General features: G+C 41.6%; 13 protein-coding genes and 1 pseudogene. 6 read left to right on the top strand and 8 right to left on the bottom strand.

Annotation, left to right across the window (positions count from 1 at the left end; all coding sequences use genetic code 11):
- Window positions 1-103 precede the first annotated feature (103 nt).
- Together Q4600_RS17005 and Q4600_RS17000 are read left to right on the top strand one after the other, a co-directional pair.
- Window positions 104-2,467: a patatin-like phospholipase family protein gene (locus Q4600_RS17005; protein WP_303517275.1), complete on the top strand. Its 2,364-nt coding sequence runs from the start codon at window positions 104-106 to the stop codon at window positions 2,465-2,467.
- A gap of 178 nt (window positions 2,468-2,645) precedes the next feature.
- Window positions 2,646-2,945, top strand: coding sequence for a DUF3144 domain-containing protein (locus Q4600_RS17000; protein WP_229370896.1), 300 nt, complete (start codon window positions 2,646-2,648; stop codon window positions 2,943-2,945).
- A 281-nt stretch (window positions 2,946-3,226) separates the two neighbouring features.
- Here the strand turns inward: Q4600_RS17000 and Q4600_RS16995 are convergent, their stop codons facing one another.
- The 5 genes from Q4600_RS16995 to Q4600_RS16975 all read right to left on the bottom strand — a co-directional run bounded on the left by Q4600_RS16995 (window position 3,227) and on the right by Q4600_RS16975 (window position 9,086).
- Entirely contained in the window at window positions 3,227-4,405 is a 1,179-nt protein-coding gene (locus Q4600_RS16995; protein ID WP_303517274.1) for a winged helix-turn-helix domain-containing protein, read from the bottom strand.
- Between the two features lie 141 nt (window positions 4,406-4,546).
- On the bottom strand, window positions 4,547-6,817 hold the full coding sequence (locus tag Q4600_RS16990) for an OmcA/MtrC family decaheme c-type cytochrome (protein ID WP_303517273.1): 2,271 nt from the start codon (window positions 6,815-6,817) through the stop codon (window positions 4,547-4,549).
- A gap of 309 nt (window positions 6,818-7,126) precedes the next feature.
- Entirely contained in the window at window positions 7,127-7,759 is a 633-nt protein-coding gene (locus Q4600_RS16985) for a hypothetical protein (protein WP_303517272.1), read from the bottom strand.
- 71 nt (window positions 7,760-7,830) lie between these two features.
- The gene (locus tag Q4600_RS16980; protein ID WP_102527674.1) at window positions 7,831-8,526 is read right to left on the bottom strand and encodes a HupE/UreJ family protein; all 696 of its coding nucleotides are present in this window, start codon (window positions 8,524-8,526) and stop codon (window positions 7,831-7,833) included.
- A 161-nt stretch (window positions 8,527-8,687) separates the two neighbouring features.
- Window positions 8,688-9,086: a hypothetical protein gene (locus Q4600_RS16975; RefSeq protein ID WP_303517271.1), complete on the bottom strand. Its 399-nt coding sequence runs from the start codon at window positions 9,084-9,086 to the stop codon at window positions 8,688-8,690.
- 278 nt (window positions 9,087-9,364) lie between these two features.
- Between Q4600_RS16975 and Q4600_RS16970 the strand changes: the two genes are divergently transcribed.
- On the top strand, window positions 9,365-9,961 hold the full coding sequence (locus tag Q4600_RS16970; RefSeq protein WP_303517270.1) for a TetR/AcrR family transcriptional regulator: 597 nt from the start codon (window positions 9,365-9,367) through the stop codon (window positions 9,959-9,961).
- Between the two features lie 56 nt (window positions 9,962-10,017).
- Window positions 10,018-10,695, top strand: a complete 678-nt coding sequence (locus Q4600_RS16965) for a haloacid dehalogenase type II (RefSeq protein WP_102527671.1) — start codon at window positions 10,018-10,020, stop codon at window positions 10,693-10,695.
- Window positions 10,696-10,717: 22 nt separating this feature from the next.
- On the opposite strand, the pseudogene Q4600_RS16960 reads toward Q4600_RS16965, so the two are convergent.
- A pseudogene (locus Q4600_RS16960) lies at window positions 10,718-10,834 on the bottom strand (hypothetical protein); the annotation flags it as partial.
- Window positions 10,835-10,945: 111 nt separating this feature from the next.
- On the opposite strand from Q4600_RS16960, the gene Q4600_RS16955 reads away from it, so the two are divergent.
- Window positions 10,946-11,599 (top strand): pseudouridine synthase, encoded by a 654-nt coding sequence (locus Q4600_RS16955; protein WP_102527670.1) that lies wholly within the window; start codon window positions 10,946-10,948, stop codon window positions 11,597-11,599.
- Window positions 11,600-12,385: 786 nt separating this feature from the next.
- Here the strand turns inward: Q4600_RS16955 and Q4600_RS16950 are convergent.
- The gene (locus Q4600_RS16950) at window positions 12,386-13,492 is read right to left on the bottom strand and encodes an acyltransferase (RefSeq protein WP_303517269.1); all 1,107 of its coding nucleotides are present in this window, start codon (window positions 13,490-13,492) and stop codon (window positions 12,386-12,388) included.
- Between the two features lie 640 nt (window positions 13,493-14,132).
- On the opposite strand from Q4600_RS16950, the gene Q4600_RS16945 reads away from it, so the two are divergent.
- Window positions 14,133-15,617 carry a lytic polysaccharide monooxygenase gene (locus Q4600_RS16945; protein WP_303517268.1) on the top strand — a complete coding sequence of 495 codons (1,485 nt, stop codon included), beginning with the start codon at window positions 14,133-14,135 and terminating at the stop codon, window positions 15,615-15,617.
- A gap of 75 nt (window positions 15,618-15,692) precedes the next feature.
- Here Q4600_RS16945 and Q4600_RS16940 read toward each other — a convergent pair whose 3' ends face one another.
- Entirely contained in the window at window positions 15,693-16,667 is a 975-nt protein-coding gene (locus tag Q4600_RS16940) for a sensor domain-containing diguanylate cyclase (RefSeq protein WP_303517267.1), read from the bottom strand.
- Window positions 16,668-16,774 lie beyond the last annotated feature (107 nt).

The raw sequence follows: 16,774 nt of genomic DNA, 5'->3' as shown, positions 1-16,774 counted from the left end.
GGGGCTCATTCAGGTGAAACATAACATATGGTTGCTACAGATTTGGTTGCTACAGATCTGGCTGCAAAACGTTTGGAGGCAAAAAGCTAAGGCGCAACAGTTAATGGTGCGGTTTACAATATGTTTAATCACGCTGTGTGGTTTTTCCCCCACCCTAGTTTACGCACAAAGCGATGTACTCGCCTCAAAGAGCGAGTTAACAAATGTCGCTCCTCAATGGGTCGAAGCGCCATTATTAGAAACGGCTATACCTCAAAAAGACGTTGATAGCAGTCATATTGAAGTCGATAAATCACCACGTTTAAAAGTTGGGTTAGCGCTGAGCGGCGGCGGAGCTAAAGGTGCAGCCCATGTTGGGGTGTTGCGCTATCTTGAAGAAAATCAGATTGCGGTAGATTATATTGCTGGCACCAGTATTGGTGCTTATGTTGGTGGGCTTTATGCGTTGGGCTATAGTGCTGATGATATTGAAGAAATCATGCTAAACCTAGATTGGACCAGTGGTTTTGATGATGCCGTGCCGCGTAAGGCATTAAACTATCATGATAAACAAGATTTTGATCGGTTTAATCTTCCTTTTGAATTTGGCTCGCTTGATGGTGAGATTCTTATGCCTCAGGGCGTACTTCGTGGCCAGACAATGGGTAATCTATATATTCGCTCAGCAGGCTTGGTGCCTAAGCAAGACTCGTTTGACAACCTTGCAATTCCGTTTAAAGCGATAGCCACTGATATCAGTAGCGGTAATGCCGTGGTACTTGAATCTGGTAACTTGTTAAAGGCATTGCAGGCGTCTGCTTCTGTTCCTGGCATATTACAACCTGTAGAAATAGCGGGGATGTATTTAGTTGATGGTGGGATGGTGAGTAACATGCCAGCGGATACCGTTAGAAAAATGGGCGCAGATGTCGTTATTGCGATTGATATTGGCGCAGAACTAGCGCCTAAAACTGAGCTAAAAGATAGCTTCTCCATATTAGGCCAGCTTTCTACCATCATGACTCGCGCGAATGCGGTTCAGCAAATCGAAAATTTACAACCACAAGATATTCTTATTCGACCAGACATCAGCCTGCTAGATACGACAGACTTTAGCAGCATGCCACTGGGTTTTAGTAATGGTGAGCAGGCGGCGATTGAGCATCAACAACAATTATTATCACTGCAAGCAACGCCGGAATACTATCAGCAATATCAATCTCAACGCCTAGCTTATAAGCAGTCATTACTTTCTTTCCAGCAGCAGTCTATCCACCAGATAACAATGGTCAATAACAGTATGGTGGATAACAAGCAGATTGAATCGGCTTTTGCAGTCAAAGAGGGTGATAGACCTAAGGCTGAAGATATCGTTGCAGCAATAGATAGAGTTTACGCATTAAATGAATTTGAGCGAGTTGAAGTCGAAACTGTCCGTGACGACGATAATAATAAACAACTGGTACTCAACGCGCAGCAAAAAAGTTGGGGGCCTAATTTTTTTGATATTGGCTTTTCATGGGAAGAAGACTTTGGTGAAGTGTCTGATTTGAAGCTTGATTTGATGTATACGATGAATAATGTGGCCAGCACTCGTGCTCAATTGCGTTTCGAACTCACCTCTGGGCGAGAAAAGTTACTGGCCGCTGAATACCGCTTACCTTTAGATGCGCTCGATACTTACTACTGGAAAACGCGATATCAATTCTCTCAAGAGGAGCAATTGTATTACTGGGATAACGAACGTGGTCTCAGTACAGATAATAGTGCTCACCATGTCAGCACAGCGATTGGCATTAATTTGATTAATGACATGATTTTTGAGTTAGGTTTTTCGACTGAAAAGGGCAATATTGAAACCGATTCAGTGTTTAACTTAGATATTGATTATGACACTTATTCTAGTTTTGCATTGCTAAGCTATGACTCATTAGACAGTTATAGTTTCCCCCGTGAAGGCACCTTGCTTTATCTTAGAGGCGCCTATAACAAAGATAACTTAGCACCTGTTGTCGTACCTATTCTAGGCGAGATGCTTGATGATACTGAACTGTTTAATTATGAGTTTGTTTTCAAACATGCTCAAAGTTACAGGCAACATACATTAATCAGTAAAGTTAATCTTAGTGGTACTGACAGCAACCAAGTAAGCTTAATTCATACCCATAAATTGGGTGGTTTTCTCAACTTATCCGGCTTACATAAAGATGCCTTAGTCGGCTCACAGTTAGCTTATGGGTCTTTAGTGTACCAATATCGTATTGATTGGCATGGGTTCGGAGGTAAAGCCATTCCAATATATCTCGGTGTCTCAGCTGAGATGGGCAATGTTTGGCAGTATAAGAGTGAACGAGATTTAGGCGACCTCATTTATGCGTCGAGCATTTTTGTCGGTACTGAAACTGGGTTCGGGCCTGCAGTTTTGGGGGTTGGTATAAATGACTTGCATCATAAAACGGTATACTTGACCCTAGGGAAGATCTTTTAAATCAGCTTAAGTTGGTTTTACTTACCTGCAAAATGATGCGGGTCACAGTTATCAAAACTCACCATTGTAGAGTGTGAACAACATTACAGTATAGAGGCGTGAAAGCGCGTTAATCTGAATATAGATAAGGTTTGCCGCAAAGTCGGCACACTAATGGCTCATTATTAAGGACCTAAGCATGTCAGATTCAGCTCCAAATAAAGCATTTTACGATCGTGCAAACCAGTTTATTAACGTGGCTAATGAGCACAACCAAGACCCAGAAATTAAAACTGGTGAAATTAGCGCTTCTTTTATGTATTCACTATCGCGCTATAACGCTTGGTTCGGTTCTACAGGTTTTGAGAGTGCAGAACAAATGCAGCAGAAAAAAGCGGATATGATGGAGTATTACGTCGAAGAGTATCGCAAGATGCTTGAAGGTAACATGGACGACTATATCGCTAATTTCGATCAATACCGTAAAACGCAAAAGTAAGCCTGTTGCTGCACAGCGCTAGGTTATGATTTAAAAAATCCACTATCAGAGTATCGTTAAGATAATCGACAGTGGATTTTTTTATCGTTAATTACCCCGGTAACAACGGCATCGCAGTATTGTTTCCAATACAAACGGGCAAGACAAGATGACCAAGTCCCTATATCGCGTTGTGCTTAGTCCTACTGAGTACTCTGCCACCTGCAATCAACACTCAACACTCAACACTCAACACTCAACACTCAACAATCAAGAATGTGAAATGGGCTCATCAATAGGTACTATAGCGCTAATTGTTGTCGATGCAGCCATGCTACCGGATTGCCTAACAGTGGTAACTGCCATACACCATAATGCTCATCATCTTGTAGGCGGTAGTAGCGAATATCATTATCGAACAATAGGCTGCGGCGCAACGAGCTGTAAAAAGTGAACAGTTCGCCTTGTTTTCCTAAATGTTGATCTGGAGTGAGGTGTTGATGGTCAACGGTCATGAAAAATACACTTATGTTGTGACCTTCTTGCTCTATTTGTTGCTCATTAAATTGATAACGAGCTTGAAACTGTATCGATGCCCCATCGCAATTTAACAGGCTAATACAGGCATCAACCGTCATAATGCCTGCTTTGTCTTCGTTGTAGAGCAAGGCCATCCTAAAATCGACTCTTACGATGCCACCAGATTCAGTCGGATAATAAATATAATTATTATAATGTTGCTCGGTTAATTCAGTTGTTTGTACAGCCGCTTTGGGTAAGGTTAATTGATTTCTGGACGGCGTGGTGGTGAGCTGTATCTTTTGCGTCAGCTGCTGTAATTGTACTGAAGATATTAAGGCGTTATGGCTAACGGTATTGAGCAAGCCCGTTTGAGCGCAATCACCTTCTGGGCACATTGCTAAACTGTAGTAATGATTGTGTTGTCCTAGCCATTGGGGCTGGGATGGATTAATGATGGGCAGCGGCAATGAATCACAGTGATCTTCTGAGGTCGCCTCAATTACTGCTGTTAATGGATGTTGTTGGCATAACGTAAAAGGCAGGTTTACTGAGGACGGTTGCCATAATCTATACCCTATAACGGCGATAATGATACTCAAAAATATCAATATAACCATAGCCTTCATGGTTAGGGTTGCACGGGGATTTTTGTTTTGCTTTGTTGCCTGTGGCGCGCTTAATGCGTAACCATGACGCGGAATGGTTTTAAGCTCTATTGACTCATCGCTAGCAAGCTTTCGTCTTAAGGTACTGATGCATTGATTGAGAGATGCATCAGTCGCATTGCGGTTAGGCCAACCAGCTGATTGTAAATCGGTTTTAGTGGCGACACCTTCAGCCAGTATTAGATGTTTTAATACTGCATTTTCTGAAAACGATAATGAGTGCTGCTCACCTGTTCTAGCATCCGTCAGGGTTTGTTTGTCAGAATCGAATAGCAAGTTGGCCAGCAACAACATGAAAATTCCTGAGTGCGTTAGAAGAGATATAATATAGCGAAATGTGGTTGATATTGATGTGAAAGTGGTCAAAAAAAATGACCTTCCTCAAATAAAAGGGGCATAAATGCCCCTTTGGTGGAGTGATGATGAATTTGGGGATTAATTCAATTTATGCTGTTGTTTGAGTTTGTCTAATTTATGGCAAGTCACACAGGATTCTGTTTCCAGTTCATCCTTAGGGACACCAAAACGACCGCCATTTTGCTCCATATGCGCACGTACATGGGGCTTAATTACCATGGTATTGCTGTCTTCGTCATACCGCTTGGCATGGCATGAATAACAAGTTGCCGACACTGGGCTCACATAAGCATCGACGTTAACATCAGTGGCCGGATATGCTCTGCTATCAGGATCATAAGTCAGATCCAATGCTAAGGGTTTGCCTTCTTCAGTTAAACGCTCTGCACCAAAAGTGTCACCTTCATGACAACGGTAACAGTTGGCTTGGTTAGCGGGGTAATTTACTGAGCGGATCCAATCCGGTTGTTTCTGAGTTGCCCGCTGGTTGTTATGTAATGAATGCATCCAGATTTTATGATCTGGGTGACTCACAACGAGTTGCTCAACAAAGTCTTTGTCACCTTGCACAGTATGACGTTCGCGAATGGCTTGGGTCGGCGGAGTATTGGGATTATGACATGCGACACATGCATCAACGATATCAGCAGTTGAGGTGCCGTAGCCTTTACCGCGAGGCATCATAGGCTTAAATGCAATAGCTTCTTCACCGTCATTACCGGAGAAACAGGTCGTATTCGCCAGCTCGAGGTTTGACTCAGTATTGCGAGAGTGACAACTGCGGCAATTTAGCTCGGTAGTATCCGTTTCTTCATTGTAACCATGACAAGAACCGCAATTTTTGTTTGACACAATTGGGCGACGTTTAATTTCATCACGCAGGCCATTGGCATCAAAGAACCAACGTTTGTTATAAGTAGCATTGCTCTTAACGCCTTCGGCACCACAGGTCGCTGATTGACCTAAATCATCCGTACAGAAAAAGACTCGATTCGAGATAAAGCCATAATTGTCTGAGGTGTCACCTGCAAAGGTATCATTCATCTCAATTGGCCCGACCCGGTAAACAAGATTGCCATCAACTAATGCATGCACAGGCGTTAAGGGACGTAATCCGCTTTGCTCTGACGTCATTCGTTTGGTGGTTTTACCGTAAACAGTATAGCCGCGGCCTTGTCCCATGTGACCAGCAAGCCCTATACCGTCTTGTTGCCCTTGGGTGAAATTAACATCAATGCCCCAGTTTACGTACAACTCAAGCCCGGATAAATAATCCCAATCTTTCGCTTCTGTGCTAGTAAAAGGCAGCGGTTGGCCTTGTTGATCTTCAAGTCCAACCACGATTTCTGCAAAGGATTCACCTTCAACATCAACAATCTTCGCATCGCTAATGTTGACATTCATTAGGCTGCGGCCAGCGATACCGGCATCGGCTTTGCCTCGGTGTTTATCATAGACATGCTCGGCACTATGGCAGCTTGAGCACTGGCTGTTATCACTCATACCGCTATGATCTATGTTGGCTTCTTCTAAGTTATGACAACTAGAGCAATTTTCACGAGTTGGCATTGTTTGCCAGTTTAGCGCTTCAGTGTGTTCGGTTGTTTCTTCATTGTTGTGACAAGCTAAACAGTTACCAACGGTCTCAGAGCTAACACCAATATGAGCTTGATGAGCAATGATAGGCCATGTTTTATCATCATCGACTCTGCCTGCTGAGTGGCAAGTGGCACAGTTTTCTAGGCTATCACCGCCATGTTTAATGCTGGCAATGTCTTCATGACAGCTTAAACATGTTTGACTATCGACAATATTACGGGTGAACGATAGCTCAGAACCATCGACCATGTAATCAGTGTTTTGATATGTGGTCGGCACTAACTCAGTGCCATTTACGCGGAGGATAACGCGTTGGGGTAAACTTGCATCATAGCCATTTGGAAAGTAACTGCTATCGGCTAGGTTGGTACCCATGGTGTATTGGTATTGGCCGTTAGCAAAGTCGGTTAACTCTCCAGGGCACTCTTCATTGCAGGTTTCGTTGAGCAGATATTGCCAAGCAGAGCTATCACCATTACTTGGTGCGAGTAACTGAGCGGCTTCCACTCTAATGCTGTTAATTTTTGTGACTGGCGTACCTTGTTCATTTTCAGCAGAGAATTTAAGAGTAATATTACCCTCAGAGACAGAAACATCTTCAATATCTAGGGATAAAACCTTTGCTGAAGGGCTGCTAGGTGGTGGTGAAATACCGTCTTCACCATCACGGCCATCGTTACCACACCCTGCCATAACAAGAGCGGCCAGTGACATGCTATATGCCAATATGTGCTTTTTATTGTTCATCATTATCATCTTAATTTTAGGATTATTAGTATTGCTTCCGCCGAGGACATTAGCTAAAGATGGGCAGATTTGATGAGTGAACTGTTTTAAAAATAGAGTTTTTTAGAGGGTTTGGCCTGATTTTAGATATTTTTAGCTTTTTTAACTGAAGCTGTTGATGGTTTGGCTTTGAAATAGGGCTCTCTAATAAAAATCCACTATCAGAGTATCGCTAAGATAATCGACAGTGGATTTTTTTGATTCCGTTTTTTGATTCAGTTTTTTGATTTAGTTTGATGACTCATCACCACTAACCACTAACCATTAAGCCAATCAGCCTTTAATGTTATAGGCCCCAGTCGTGCTGAGTACCACGGTAATGGCAGCATCGCTGGTGTTTTTCCAATACCAACCATGGGCACCTGCAAAAGGGGTGGTTAATGAGCCAGTCACTTTATTTGCAGTACTAATGTTGTAGCTTTCATAATAGCCAGTGGTATCGCCTTGGGGCTCACCGTGAAAGTCAAAAAACAACGGGGCTTCATCAAGGGTGTGCCATTGATAGGTTAAATGAGTAAATTGATTGAGCAGTAATTTATATTCCAAGCCTTTGCCTGCAGGAATAACCACATTGACGCTATCCGATCTTACCGCTGACGTTTTTCGGGCTTGTTTAATGTCGGCAACTAAGGGCGCGGTGACAATGACTAATTCTGCACTCTCAATACCATCTACACTTTCTTCATTAATCACACTTCCTGCATTTTCAATAGTCCCTATTTCAGCTGCTTGAGCTATTTTGGTTAACCCTAAGGCTGTGCCAATACCGGTCGGATCGATGCTGTATTCAGCAGGTAATATGGCGACCGCGAGTACTAAAATACCGATAACGGTAGCGATGACGCTGGCTTTGATTAGTGTGGCTGTTGACTGCACTTGCACGTCATTATTGTCAGAATGTTGCATGGTCAATCCTTTTTAAATCAATTTATTAACGTTATGGGTAAAGCGTGTGGATAATTAAGCTAATAACGCCATTAACTGACGAAATACCCCGTTAGTTGAAAGCCCACGAGCATAAGGCCTGCGCTCATTAACCCAGTGTTAGTCGCGACTGAAAAACGCATAAAACTCGGACTTCGACGCCATGCACTCATTAGAATTAACACCAAGGCTAGGGCCATGAATTGACCTATTTCGACACCGACATTAAACGCAATAATGTTGGTGACTAAACCATCTTGCGGCAAATTAAATTCTTGTATTTTGGTGGCTAAACCAAAGCCGTGAAACAAGCCAAAAATTAGTACGGCCAGTTTGGTATTGGGCTGAATTCCCCATAAACGTTTAAAACCTCCCAAGTTATCAAAACCTTTATAAATAATAGAAAACCCAATAATGGCATCGATTAAATAGGCATTGATATTGATGTCGTTAAATACGCCCCACAATAAAGTAACACTATGACCTAAGGTGAAAAGGCTGACATATAACAGGACATCCTTGGCACGATATAAAAAGAAAATCACTCCTACTAGAAACAGTAAGTGATCGTAACCTGTCACCATATGTTTAGCGCCAATATAGATAAAGGGCAGTATTGATACCCCTTGATTTTGGGTTAAAAACTGTCGAGTAGTTTCATCTACTCCGTGGGCAAATAAGGAAAATGAAGCGAAAAGCCCCATGAATATCACGGCCATTTTTATGGCTGTGGCCAGTGGTTGGCTCATTGTTGTAACTCCAATAAGTCACGCACAAACGCGCGTTATAAATATCACTTTACGACTGAGCTTAATCATTGAGATTAGGCTGAAATAATTCAGTTTGGCCTCGATGACTGCACAGTCAGTTAAATCACTCTTATTAAGAATATGATTATAAAGTCGGTGACTTATTGATGTGGTGGCGGGATTGGGGGAGAAAGTTGGTGACTTTGATAATTGACTGGATTATCTGAAAGGGTGCTCGAATGAGAAAATTCAGCGGTAAAAGTGGATTCGAACGGTGGATGAGCTGCTGAGTGCGAATGGCTAGAATGTTCATGATCTGCAGCGGACTGAGCAGGGTGATTCGCCGTCAGTATTTCTGCCTGTGACTCAGTGGCATTAAAGGGCAGGTTAAGCGTAATGTCAGCGTAATGGTAAGGATGAGAGTGCTGTGATAAATGGGCATGATGATGAGCAAGCACAACACCTGATGGATGTTCTCCGTGAGGATATTGCACTGAGAATGCACTGCTCATGGTAAATAACTGACACAGCAATACCATTAACACTATCGATAGTGTCATTGGGGATAATGGCCTAGATCGAAATTTGGCCTGATGGTTATTGAAGTTCAGTTGTTTGAGCCTTGGCACCAAGTTGCGTCATTTATTAAAGTGATTAAGGTGATTAAATCAGATAAACCCAAAAACTGCCAGTGCAGCTGTTATAGGTCATAGTAAATCATGGTTAACGCTCACTAGACTTGAACAGTCGTTCATTATAAAATTGAGCAATCGTTCAAAACATTGACCTTAATACGTGATGAAAGTACGTTGTGAGAGTCCGTGATAAGGGGAGTTTTATGAGTAAACCAGCCAAGTTCAATCGTGACGAAACGATTCAAAAAGCGGCCAACCTATATTGGGAAAAAGGTTTTCACGCCACTTCAATGCGCAACCTGCAAGAAGTGATCGATCTACGCCCTGGTAGTATTTATGCCAGCTTTGGTAGTAAAGAAGGACTGTTTAAAGAGGCTTTACAATACTATGCTCAAATGGGTGTTGAGATGCTAGCGAAGTGTCGCGTCGATGCTGGCTCGCCAATAAAAGCATTAAAACTGTTTATTGAACGCTCTGTCATTTGTAATAAACCTGCAGCCCCGAGCGGTATGTGTATGTTGGTGAAAACAGTTGCAGAATTAACTGAAGATAATGCCGATTTATTAGCAGAAACCAAAAATGCATTAGCAATGGTTGAGTCAGAATTTGCCGCGTTATTATCTGAAGCACAAGCATTGGGCGAGCTAGATGCTAAACAAGATCCACAAGCATTAGCGCGTTTTATTCAGGTGCAAATTATAGGTATAAGAACCTATGCACATGCGAATCAAGACGATAAAACGATTCAAGATCTAATCGATGCTGTTTTTGATAGCTCACAGCTAAAAGCATGTCGTTAACCATTTTCTGTTAAATTAAACGCCTAGCCTATTGATGGCTTTTTTGGGGAGCTAGCATGGCTACAACACTCGCATTTGATGTTTATGGCACCTTAATTAATACCCATGGTGTATTAGCGCAGTTGCACACTATGATGGGTGACAAAGCTTATTTATTTTCCACTACCTGGCGTGAGAAACAATTAGAGTATTCTTTTCGTCGAGGGTTGATGAAAAACTATGTTCCTTTTAGTGAGTGTACCCGCCAAGCGCTAGATTATAGCTGCCTGTATTATCAAATCGAATTAACTCAAGCTCAAAAACATACCTTACTCGAAAGCTATAAAACCTTGCCAGCATTTGATGACGTTAAACCCAGCTTGCTTGCCCTTAAAGCCGAAGGGTATCGTTTATTTGCTTTCTCAAATGGCACTAATGAAGCGGTTGAAACCTTATTAACCTCGGCAGGTATTGCAGAATTTTTTGAAGGTGTAGTGAGCGCTGATGAAATTCAAACCTTTAAGCCTAACCCTGCTATTTATCAGCACTTTTTAAGCCGAGCAGACAGTGTTGCAGCTAACACATGGCTCATCTCCAGTAACCCATTTGATGTGACTGGCGCCATATCAGCTGGCATGTACGCCGCATGGGTTCAGCGTAGTCCTCAAGCTATATTTGACCCGTGGGAGATTAAGCCGACACGGGTCGTTAATAGTTTACAAGGCTTGTCTGAGAAATTAGCCTCTGATGAATAAAAAGCTAATTAACGCATGCAGTTTAGGAGTCAGTTAAGGTGAGTGAGTCTAAAATACCTTGGCCACTGTGAATACCGCCTTCATTTTCGCTCGCAGGTTTACTGCGGATCAAGTACCCAGCATAACCATCAAACTCCGTCATTGAATCACAGAGTACAAGCCTGCTTGGGTAGTGCTCTGTGCATCCTAAGTCATCTCGCTTTATACTAGCTACTCACTCCCATCATATTGCAACAACGAGCACAGCTAAATGCCGACCATTAACCAAGCTGGGTTAACTGAAGTTACTGCTTCAGAACAAGCGCCAAATTCTGAAACAACCCAAACTCATCAGCATTTTAAAATCTTTAAACCCTTTGGTTTTTTAAGTCAGTTTGTGCCTGAAACTCGTAAGAAAAAGCACTTACTGGGGGAGCTGCATGCTTTTCCTGAAAAAACCATGGCAATTGGCCGATTAGACCATGACTCAGAAGGACTGTTGCTACTGACAACAGACGGCATGATGAGTCATAAGGTTCGCAGTAAAGGCATCGAGAAAGAATACTATGTGCAGGTTGACGGTGATATTACCCCTGAGGCGATTTTACTGTTACAAAGCGGCGTTGAAATTGGCATAAATGGCAGTAAATATCTCACCTTACCTTGCAAAGCCTTTAAGTTAAAAGCCGACCCAGAATTACCTAGTCGAGGGCGTAAAATCCGCGACCCAAGACATGGGCCAACCAGCTGGGTATCAATTACTTTGTGTGAAGGCAAGAATCGTCAAATACGTAAAATGACAGCTGCAGTGGGGTTTGCAACATTGCGATTAGTGAGAGTACGGATTGGGGATATCCATATTGATGATATGGATGCAGGGGAAGTGATTGAGCTAGATGGGTTTGATGAAGCACTGGGTAGTTAATAGTTAATCGTTAATAGTTAATTGGAAGGGATTGGTAGTTGGATGGGATAAATTGAATCGATAAAACCCTTTTAAATGAATAGTTTTAGTTTGAAAGTCGTGGCGCTTCGCCCACACCAGAGTCAAGGGGTAAAGCGCTAGTACCCCTTAACAAACCCTCAGCGCCCCGACGAAAAATGCTGAAAAGCGCATGATTTTCGATGGGGATTGATCCAGCTTTTGACTTCGTTTGATTACTGCTTCGGCCTTCTTCGAAAATGCTAACGCTTCCGATGGTGCATCCCTGCACCTCGAAAGCTAGCCTGACGTCCTGTCAGGCTCACGCTATTTTCTTCAACGTCCTCAATTCAAATGGAATTTTTGGGCAGGTAAAACTATTGATATTTGTGCTTTTATCTTTTTTCTTCTACATATAAAGTTAAATCGAAGAGACAGAAATCCCAGTGTAGATGCAGCAGCGAGCTTCTGATTGCCAAGGATGGCAGGAATGTCATTATTGTCGGGAACAAATTTGACCAAAACATCGATGTTTTGGCAGAGCTTTCAGGGACCTTTTGATTTCTATAAAACGTGTAGCGTCTAGCAGTTGTATCAGCACATAAGCCTGCGGCAGGCAATAGATTAGATTGAAGTTGTGGGTTTAGATAAATTAGCCAATATCAATAGGGTTACGTTACAACGACCAATAAAGCCGTCAGGCTTAAATCCTAGTCATCATAAAGAGTCTGCAGTGCATTTCTGTCGTTTCAATGGGAACGTATGAACCTTATGCAGGCAATTGCATTTTTATTTAAGTACTTTTAAACCAAACATGTAGCGTGTGATATTAAGTGGCCTAATTAGGAAGTAACAAATTGTGCTGCAGGTTATTAGCGATAGGAGTAAAACTGATATTGATTTTATAGCAATGCCAGCATCCCACTGAACGATATAGAAAGCAAAAACCACGATGATGGTTTGATGCAAAATGTAGAAGGGGTAAATCAATTCGTTAGTGGTGCGCAGCCATTTGGGTGTGCTACTACAAATGGCGCTTGCATAGCCAAATAATGCTAATAACCCCGACCATGACACTAGAGTGCAGACTAACCACCAAATCTGCCAGCGAACTGCTAGTGAAGCGTACTCACTGAGATCTGGTGAATAGTAATACCCATAGAAAAGTACTGAACTCAGCATAAAAATGATTAAGTTTAGTTTTCGACTTTCGCGTAGTGACTGCCATATTTGGGGGCTGTTTATAAAGCACATACCTGCTAGAAAGAAAAAGAAATAGAACAAAGAAATAGATAGGTTTTCAATATTATGATCTTGTGAAGGCATCCAATGCTTGCAGCCTAATCGGATGATAATTAGAGTAATCACTAACGAAAACAACCCATATCTAGACTTAGTAATGTGTTCGATGACGCGAATAAAAGCATTTCCAGTTTGAGAATGTAGAATCTTATTCAGCGGAATTGCGAGCACCATAAACACAATTAGAAACTCAATAAACCACAAATGATTCGCGTTAAATGAAAGCGCTAATTGCTGGTAAGCGGTAGTTAAATTTTTATAATCATTAATATGTTCATAATAAATTTGTGGCGGCACAATGAGTATCATGCCAATAATTAAAGGGACAAATAAACGGTGGAATTTGCTTAGTAAAAACTTGCTAGCGGGCAGTTTTTTCAATAATAACAAACTGCCAGCACCGGCTATAAAGAATAGAGAAGGTAAGCGTAATTGCTCAAAATAAACCATGATATCGTCAAGTAATTTGCTCGACTCATTGTTCATCACATGCCAACCATCACCATTGAATGGCATAAAAACATGATGTAAAAAAACGCCAAAAATTAAAATGACTCTTAGCCAGTCTAATTCTGAAAACCTATCATTATCCATTGATAAACTTACCTTCCATTGCTTTATTACTTGGTTAAGCTCACTTTATTAAGTGCAATGATGCTTTATACCACTTCAACAATACATTGTATTTTATTAGAAAAAAACTAAACCATCTTTGACAGTTCTGCCTTAATTTTACTAAACAGTGGATGCTTACTCTTTAATTGTGCAACGTTCTTCGATGTCTCAAATGTGGCAAGGGTAGAAGCCTCCCATATTAGATTGTGACATCCAATGAAGTAAGTTGAAGTTATGAGTTTAAGCAAAGCGCTAATACCGACTTTTGACGTTAGCTCATGACTCGTCAATAACATCTAATTCTCGACTAACGCGTCAATTATTTTTTGTTTTATAATTCATTGAGATAGATGAAATTATTTGATTCTTTAGTTTGGTGTCAATAATGAAATAAAATGCTGTAACTAAGCTGATGCTCTTTAGTTTATTCTATTAAAATTCAATGGATTAGCATAAGTTACATTTTGACGTAGGTGTCAAAATATTGCTAGTTGAAACAGTGATTATTACGCTAGATAATTGCTTCGACTTTATCAGAGTATCAGCTCCTATAGTTCACTCCATTTAGTCTTTTTCCTTATTTTACTTTATCTCTTTAACTCCCAAGGAGTGACTTGCTGTGTCAAAGCAAATATTTAAACTTTCATCAATTCTTACTGCCATGTATTTCATCGTGCCTACTACAGTTCAAGCTCATGGCTGGGTAGAGTTTCCTGAGGCGAGACAATCAATCTGTTATGAGCAAGGTGGACTTTGGACTGGTAATCCACCTAATGCAGCTTGTGCTGCGGCACTGCAAGAGTCGGGCACCTACCCATTTATTCAACGTAATGAAGTGGCTATTAACATTCAAGCGCCAGATTACCTTGATCAAAACATTGTTAAAGCAGCCATTCCAGACGGTTCATTATGTTATGCCAATGACTCGCAAAAAAGTGGTTTAGGTATCGCGCATTCAGACTGGACGCGCACTGAAATCGCGCCAGGGACGTTTGAATTTGTTTTCAATGCAACAGCGCCACATAACCCGTCATACTGGGAAATCTATCTAACAAAACCCGGTGTTGATGTATCACAGACTCTTAAGTGGGATGATTTAGAATTAATTCAAGAGTACGGTGATATTACTGTAGGTGCTGATAAAAAGTATCGCATGAACGTGACTATTCCAGCAGATCGCAGTGGTGATGCCGTGTTGTATACAAGATGGCAGCGTATCGACCCTGTGGGTGAAGGTTTCTATAACTGTAGCGACATTACCATTACTGGTGATGAACAGCCTCCGGTTGATCCAGACTTACCTTACTTAAATAAAGGTGAGCAATTTATCCCGAGTGACATCAGCATTAATACCCCTCAAATCGGTGAGTCGGTTAAATATGATGTGCTGAATCAATATGGTGAAGTACATAACTCATTTAGCATTAAAATCACTACTGATAATCAACTCGATTGGGATCGCTTATTAGCATCGCAAATCAGTGGCTACTACGAAACTAATCACAGTGGTCATGTGTTTATTGGTGATTGGCATGCTGAAATGAATCACTACATGTATTTTAGAGATAACCTACATGCTAATTACTTTAATTCAAAAGATGAGCGTGCTTCAGGTGTATTCAGTATTGTTGCTGAAGAAATTGACCCACAATTAAAAGCTGTTATCACGCCACAGGCTTTACAAGAAATTGAAATTGCTGAGGTAGAGCACGGCACTGTAGTCGTGCTTCATCCACATAATACCCAAGGTGAGTTTGATAGTGTGCAATGGGCGCAATTAAGTGGTCCTGCCGTAAATGTTGAGCAAGGTTTGTATAGCGAACTAATGGTTAATACTCAGCAATTAGATAACCAAGGTGAGCATGAGTTGTCGTTTAGATTAACGGTATCAAACGGCGAAGGCAGTGACAGTTCAGTATATGGATTCACTGTAATCGGTGAAGAGGAAACGCCAGAAGTTCCTCCAGTTGAAGGTGATTGGGATGCGGATAAGGTTTATGTTGAAGGGGATACAGTAACGTTTGATGGCCGAACTTGGACAGCGAAATGGTGGACCCAAGGTGAGCAACCTGGTACGACAGGTGAGTGGGGCGTTTGGCGATAATATCGCTTTGCTAATAGCCATTATTGGTAAAAACTAGAGCCACTTAATCAATGACATTAAAGCCAGTTTAGTTAGCTAAACTGGCTTTTTATTTTTTAGCATTTCCTGATCTGCTTTATCGAGTAGTTCAACAAAGTCAGTATTAAGATCCACGTCAATAATGCCGATGGAAACACTGTAATCAGGTAGATTAGGGCTGTGTCTGGCCGATAAAAAACCTTTCTGTAATCGCTGTTTGATCACCGTTTGGTCGTTCTTATTTTCTAATAGCACTAATGCGACAAATTCATCGCCACCAATGCGGCCAATAACGTCGCTTTGACGCACAGTTGCTTTTAACACCACACCGATATGTTGGATTAATTCATCTCCCACTTTATGGCCAAATTGGTCATTGATCTGTTTAAAGTTATCCACATCTAAATAGCATAACCCTAGTTTGGCTTGATTGCGTTTTGCTAAAGATATGCGTTGTTTACCTAAGACTTCAAAGCCTCGGCGGTTATTAATTTCTGATAGCGGGTCGGTAATCGCAAGTTGCTGCATTCGGCCATATAGGTCGATTAAGGTGAGATCGGATTCAAGGATATCTTTTAACTGTTCAATGAGCTCCAGATAGCTGGGTTCATATTCTGTTTGGTCGTAGTCCATCACACAAAAAGTGCCAAAAGGCGTGCCGTCGGGCCAAAAAACCGGTACACCTAAGTATGAAGTAAAGCCATCATTATGGACTTCAGGATTGGTGTCCCAGCAGGGATCAATAGGTGCATTTGGAACATAAAGTGGCTTGCCCGTTTCGACGATTTTTCGGCAAAAGATATTGGCTGCAGGTTCAATGACAATGCCTGCTGAATATGGGTTTGTGCTTTGCTGACTGGCAATCGTGACTTGGAAACCCTCTTCTGGGGTAAATTGCACTAGAAACCCAGCGGGAGCATGAAACACTTTGGCGAGAAGGTTGACTGTTTTTTGCCATTTATCGAGCGAAATTAGCTCATTAGGTTTATCAAGTAGGAAAGTTTTGGGATCAAGTATTGTTTTTTTATTCATTGATCAGTCCGTCATACGTTCATGAATAATTTAATTATAGTGCAAAAAGCTCAATATCAATTTAGGGCTGATGTCATGGTGATGAATATAGATTAACAGCAGCTTAA

The organism is Shewanella sp. 2_MG-2023 (assembly GCF_030548905.1).
In the GTDB taxonomy this organism is placed as follows: Bacteria; Pseudomonadota; Gammaproteobacteria; order Enterobacterales; family Shewanellaceae; genus Shewanella; species Shewanella electrodiphila.
This window is presented reverse-complemented; position numbering and strand designations above follow the sequence as displayed.

Coding starts and splice junctions, on each gene's coding strand:
- Q4600_RS16980 (WP_102527674.1), bottom strand. CDS start 8,526: ATGAGCCAACCACTGGCCACAGCCATAAAAATGGCCGTGATATTCATG.
- Q4600_RS16990 (WP_303517273.1), bottom strand. CDS start 6,817: ATGATGAACAATAAAAAGCACATATTGGCATATAGCATGTCACTGGCC.
- Q4600_RS16970 (WP_303517270.1), top strand. CDS start 9,365: ATGAGTAAACCAGCCAAGTTCAATCGTGACGAAACGATTCAAAAAGCG.
- Q4600_RS16995 (WP_303517274.1), bottom strand. CDS start 4,405: ATGTTGTTGCTGGCCAACTTGCTATTCGATTCTGACAAACAAACCCTG.
- Q4600_RS17000 (WP_229370896.1), top strand. CDS start 2,646: ATGTCAGATTCAGCTCCAAATAAAGCATTTTACGATCGTGCAAACCAG.
- Q4600_RS16975 (WP_303517271.1), bottom strand. CDS start 9,086: ATGACACTATCGATAGTGTTAATGGTATTGCTGTGTCAGTTATTTACC.
- Q4600_RS16940 (WP_303517267.1), bottom strand. CDS start 16,667: ATGAATAAAAAAACAATACTTGATCCCAAAACTTTCCTACTTGATAAA.
- Q4600_RS16985 (WP_303517272.1), bottom strand. CDS start 7,759: ATGCAACATTCTGACAATAATGACGTGCAAGTGCAGTCAACAGCCACA.
- Q4600_RS17005 (WP_303517275.1), top strand. CDS start 104: ATGGTGCGGTTTACAATATGTTTAATCACGCTGTGTGGTTTTTCCCCC.
- Q4600_RS16955 (WP_102527670.1), top strand. CDS start 10,946: ATGCCGACCATTAACCAAGCTGGGTTAACTGAAGTTACTGCTTCAGAA.
- Q4600_RS16950 (WP_303517269.1), bottom strand. CDS start 13,492: ATGGATAATGATAGGTTTTCAGAATTAGACTGGCTAAGAGTCATTTTA.
- Q4600_RS16965 (WP_102527671.1), top strand. CDS start 10,018: ATGGCTACAACACTCGCATTTGATGTTTATGGCACCTTAATTAATACC.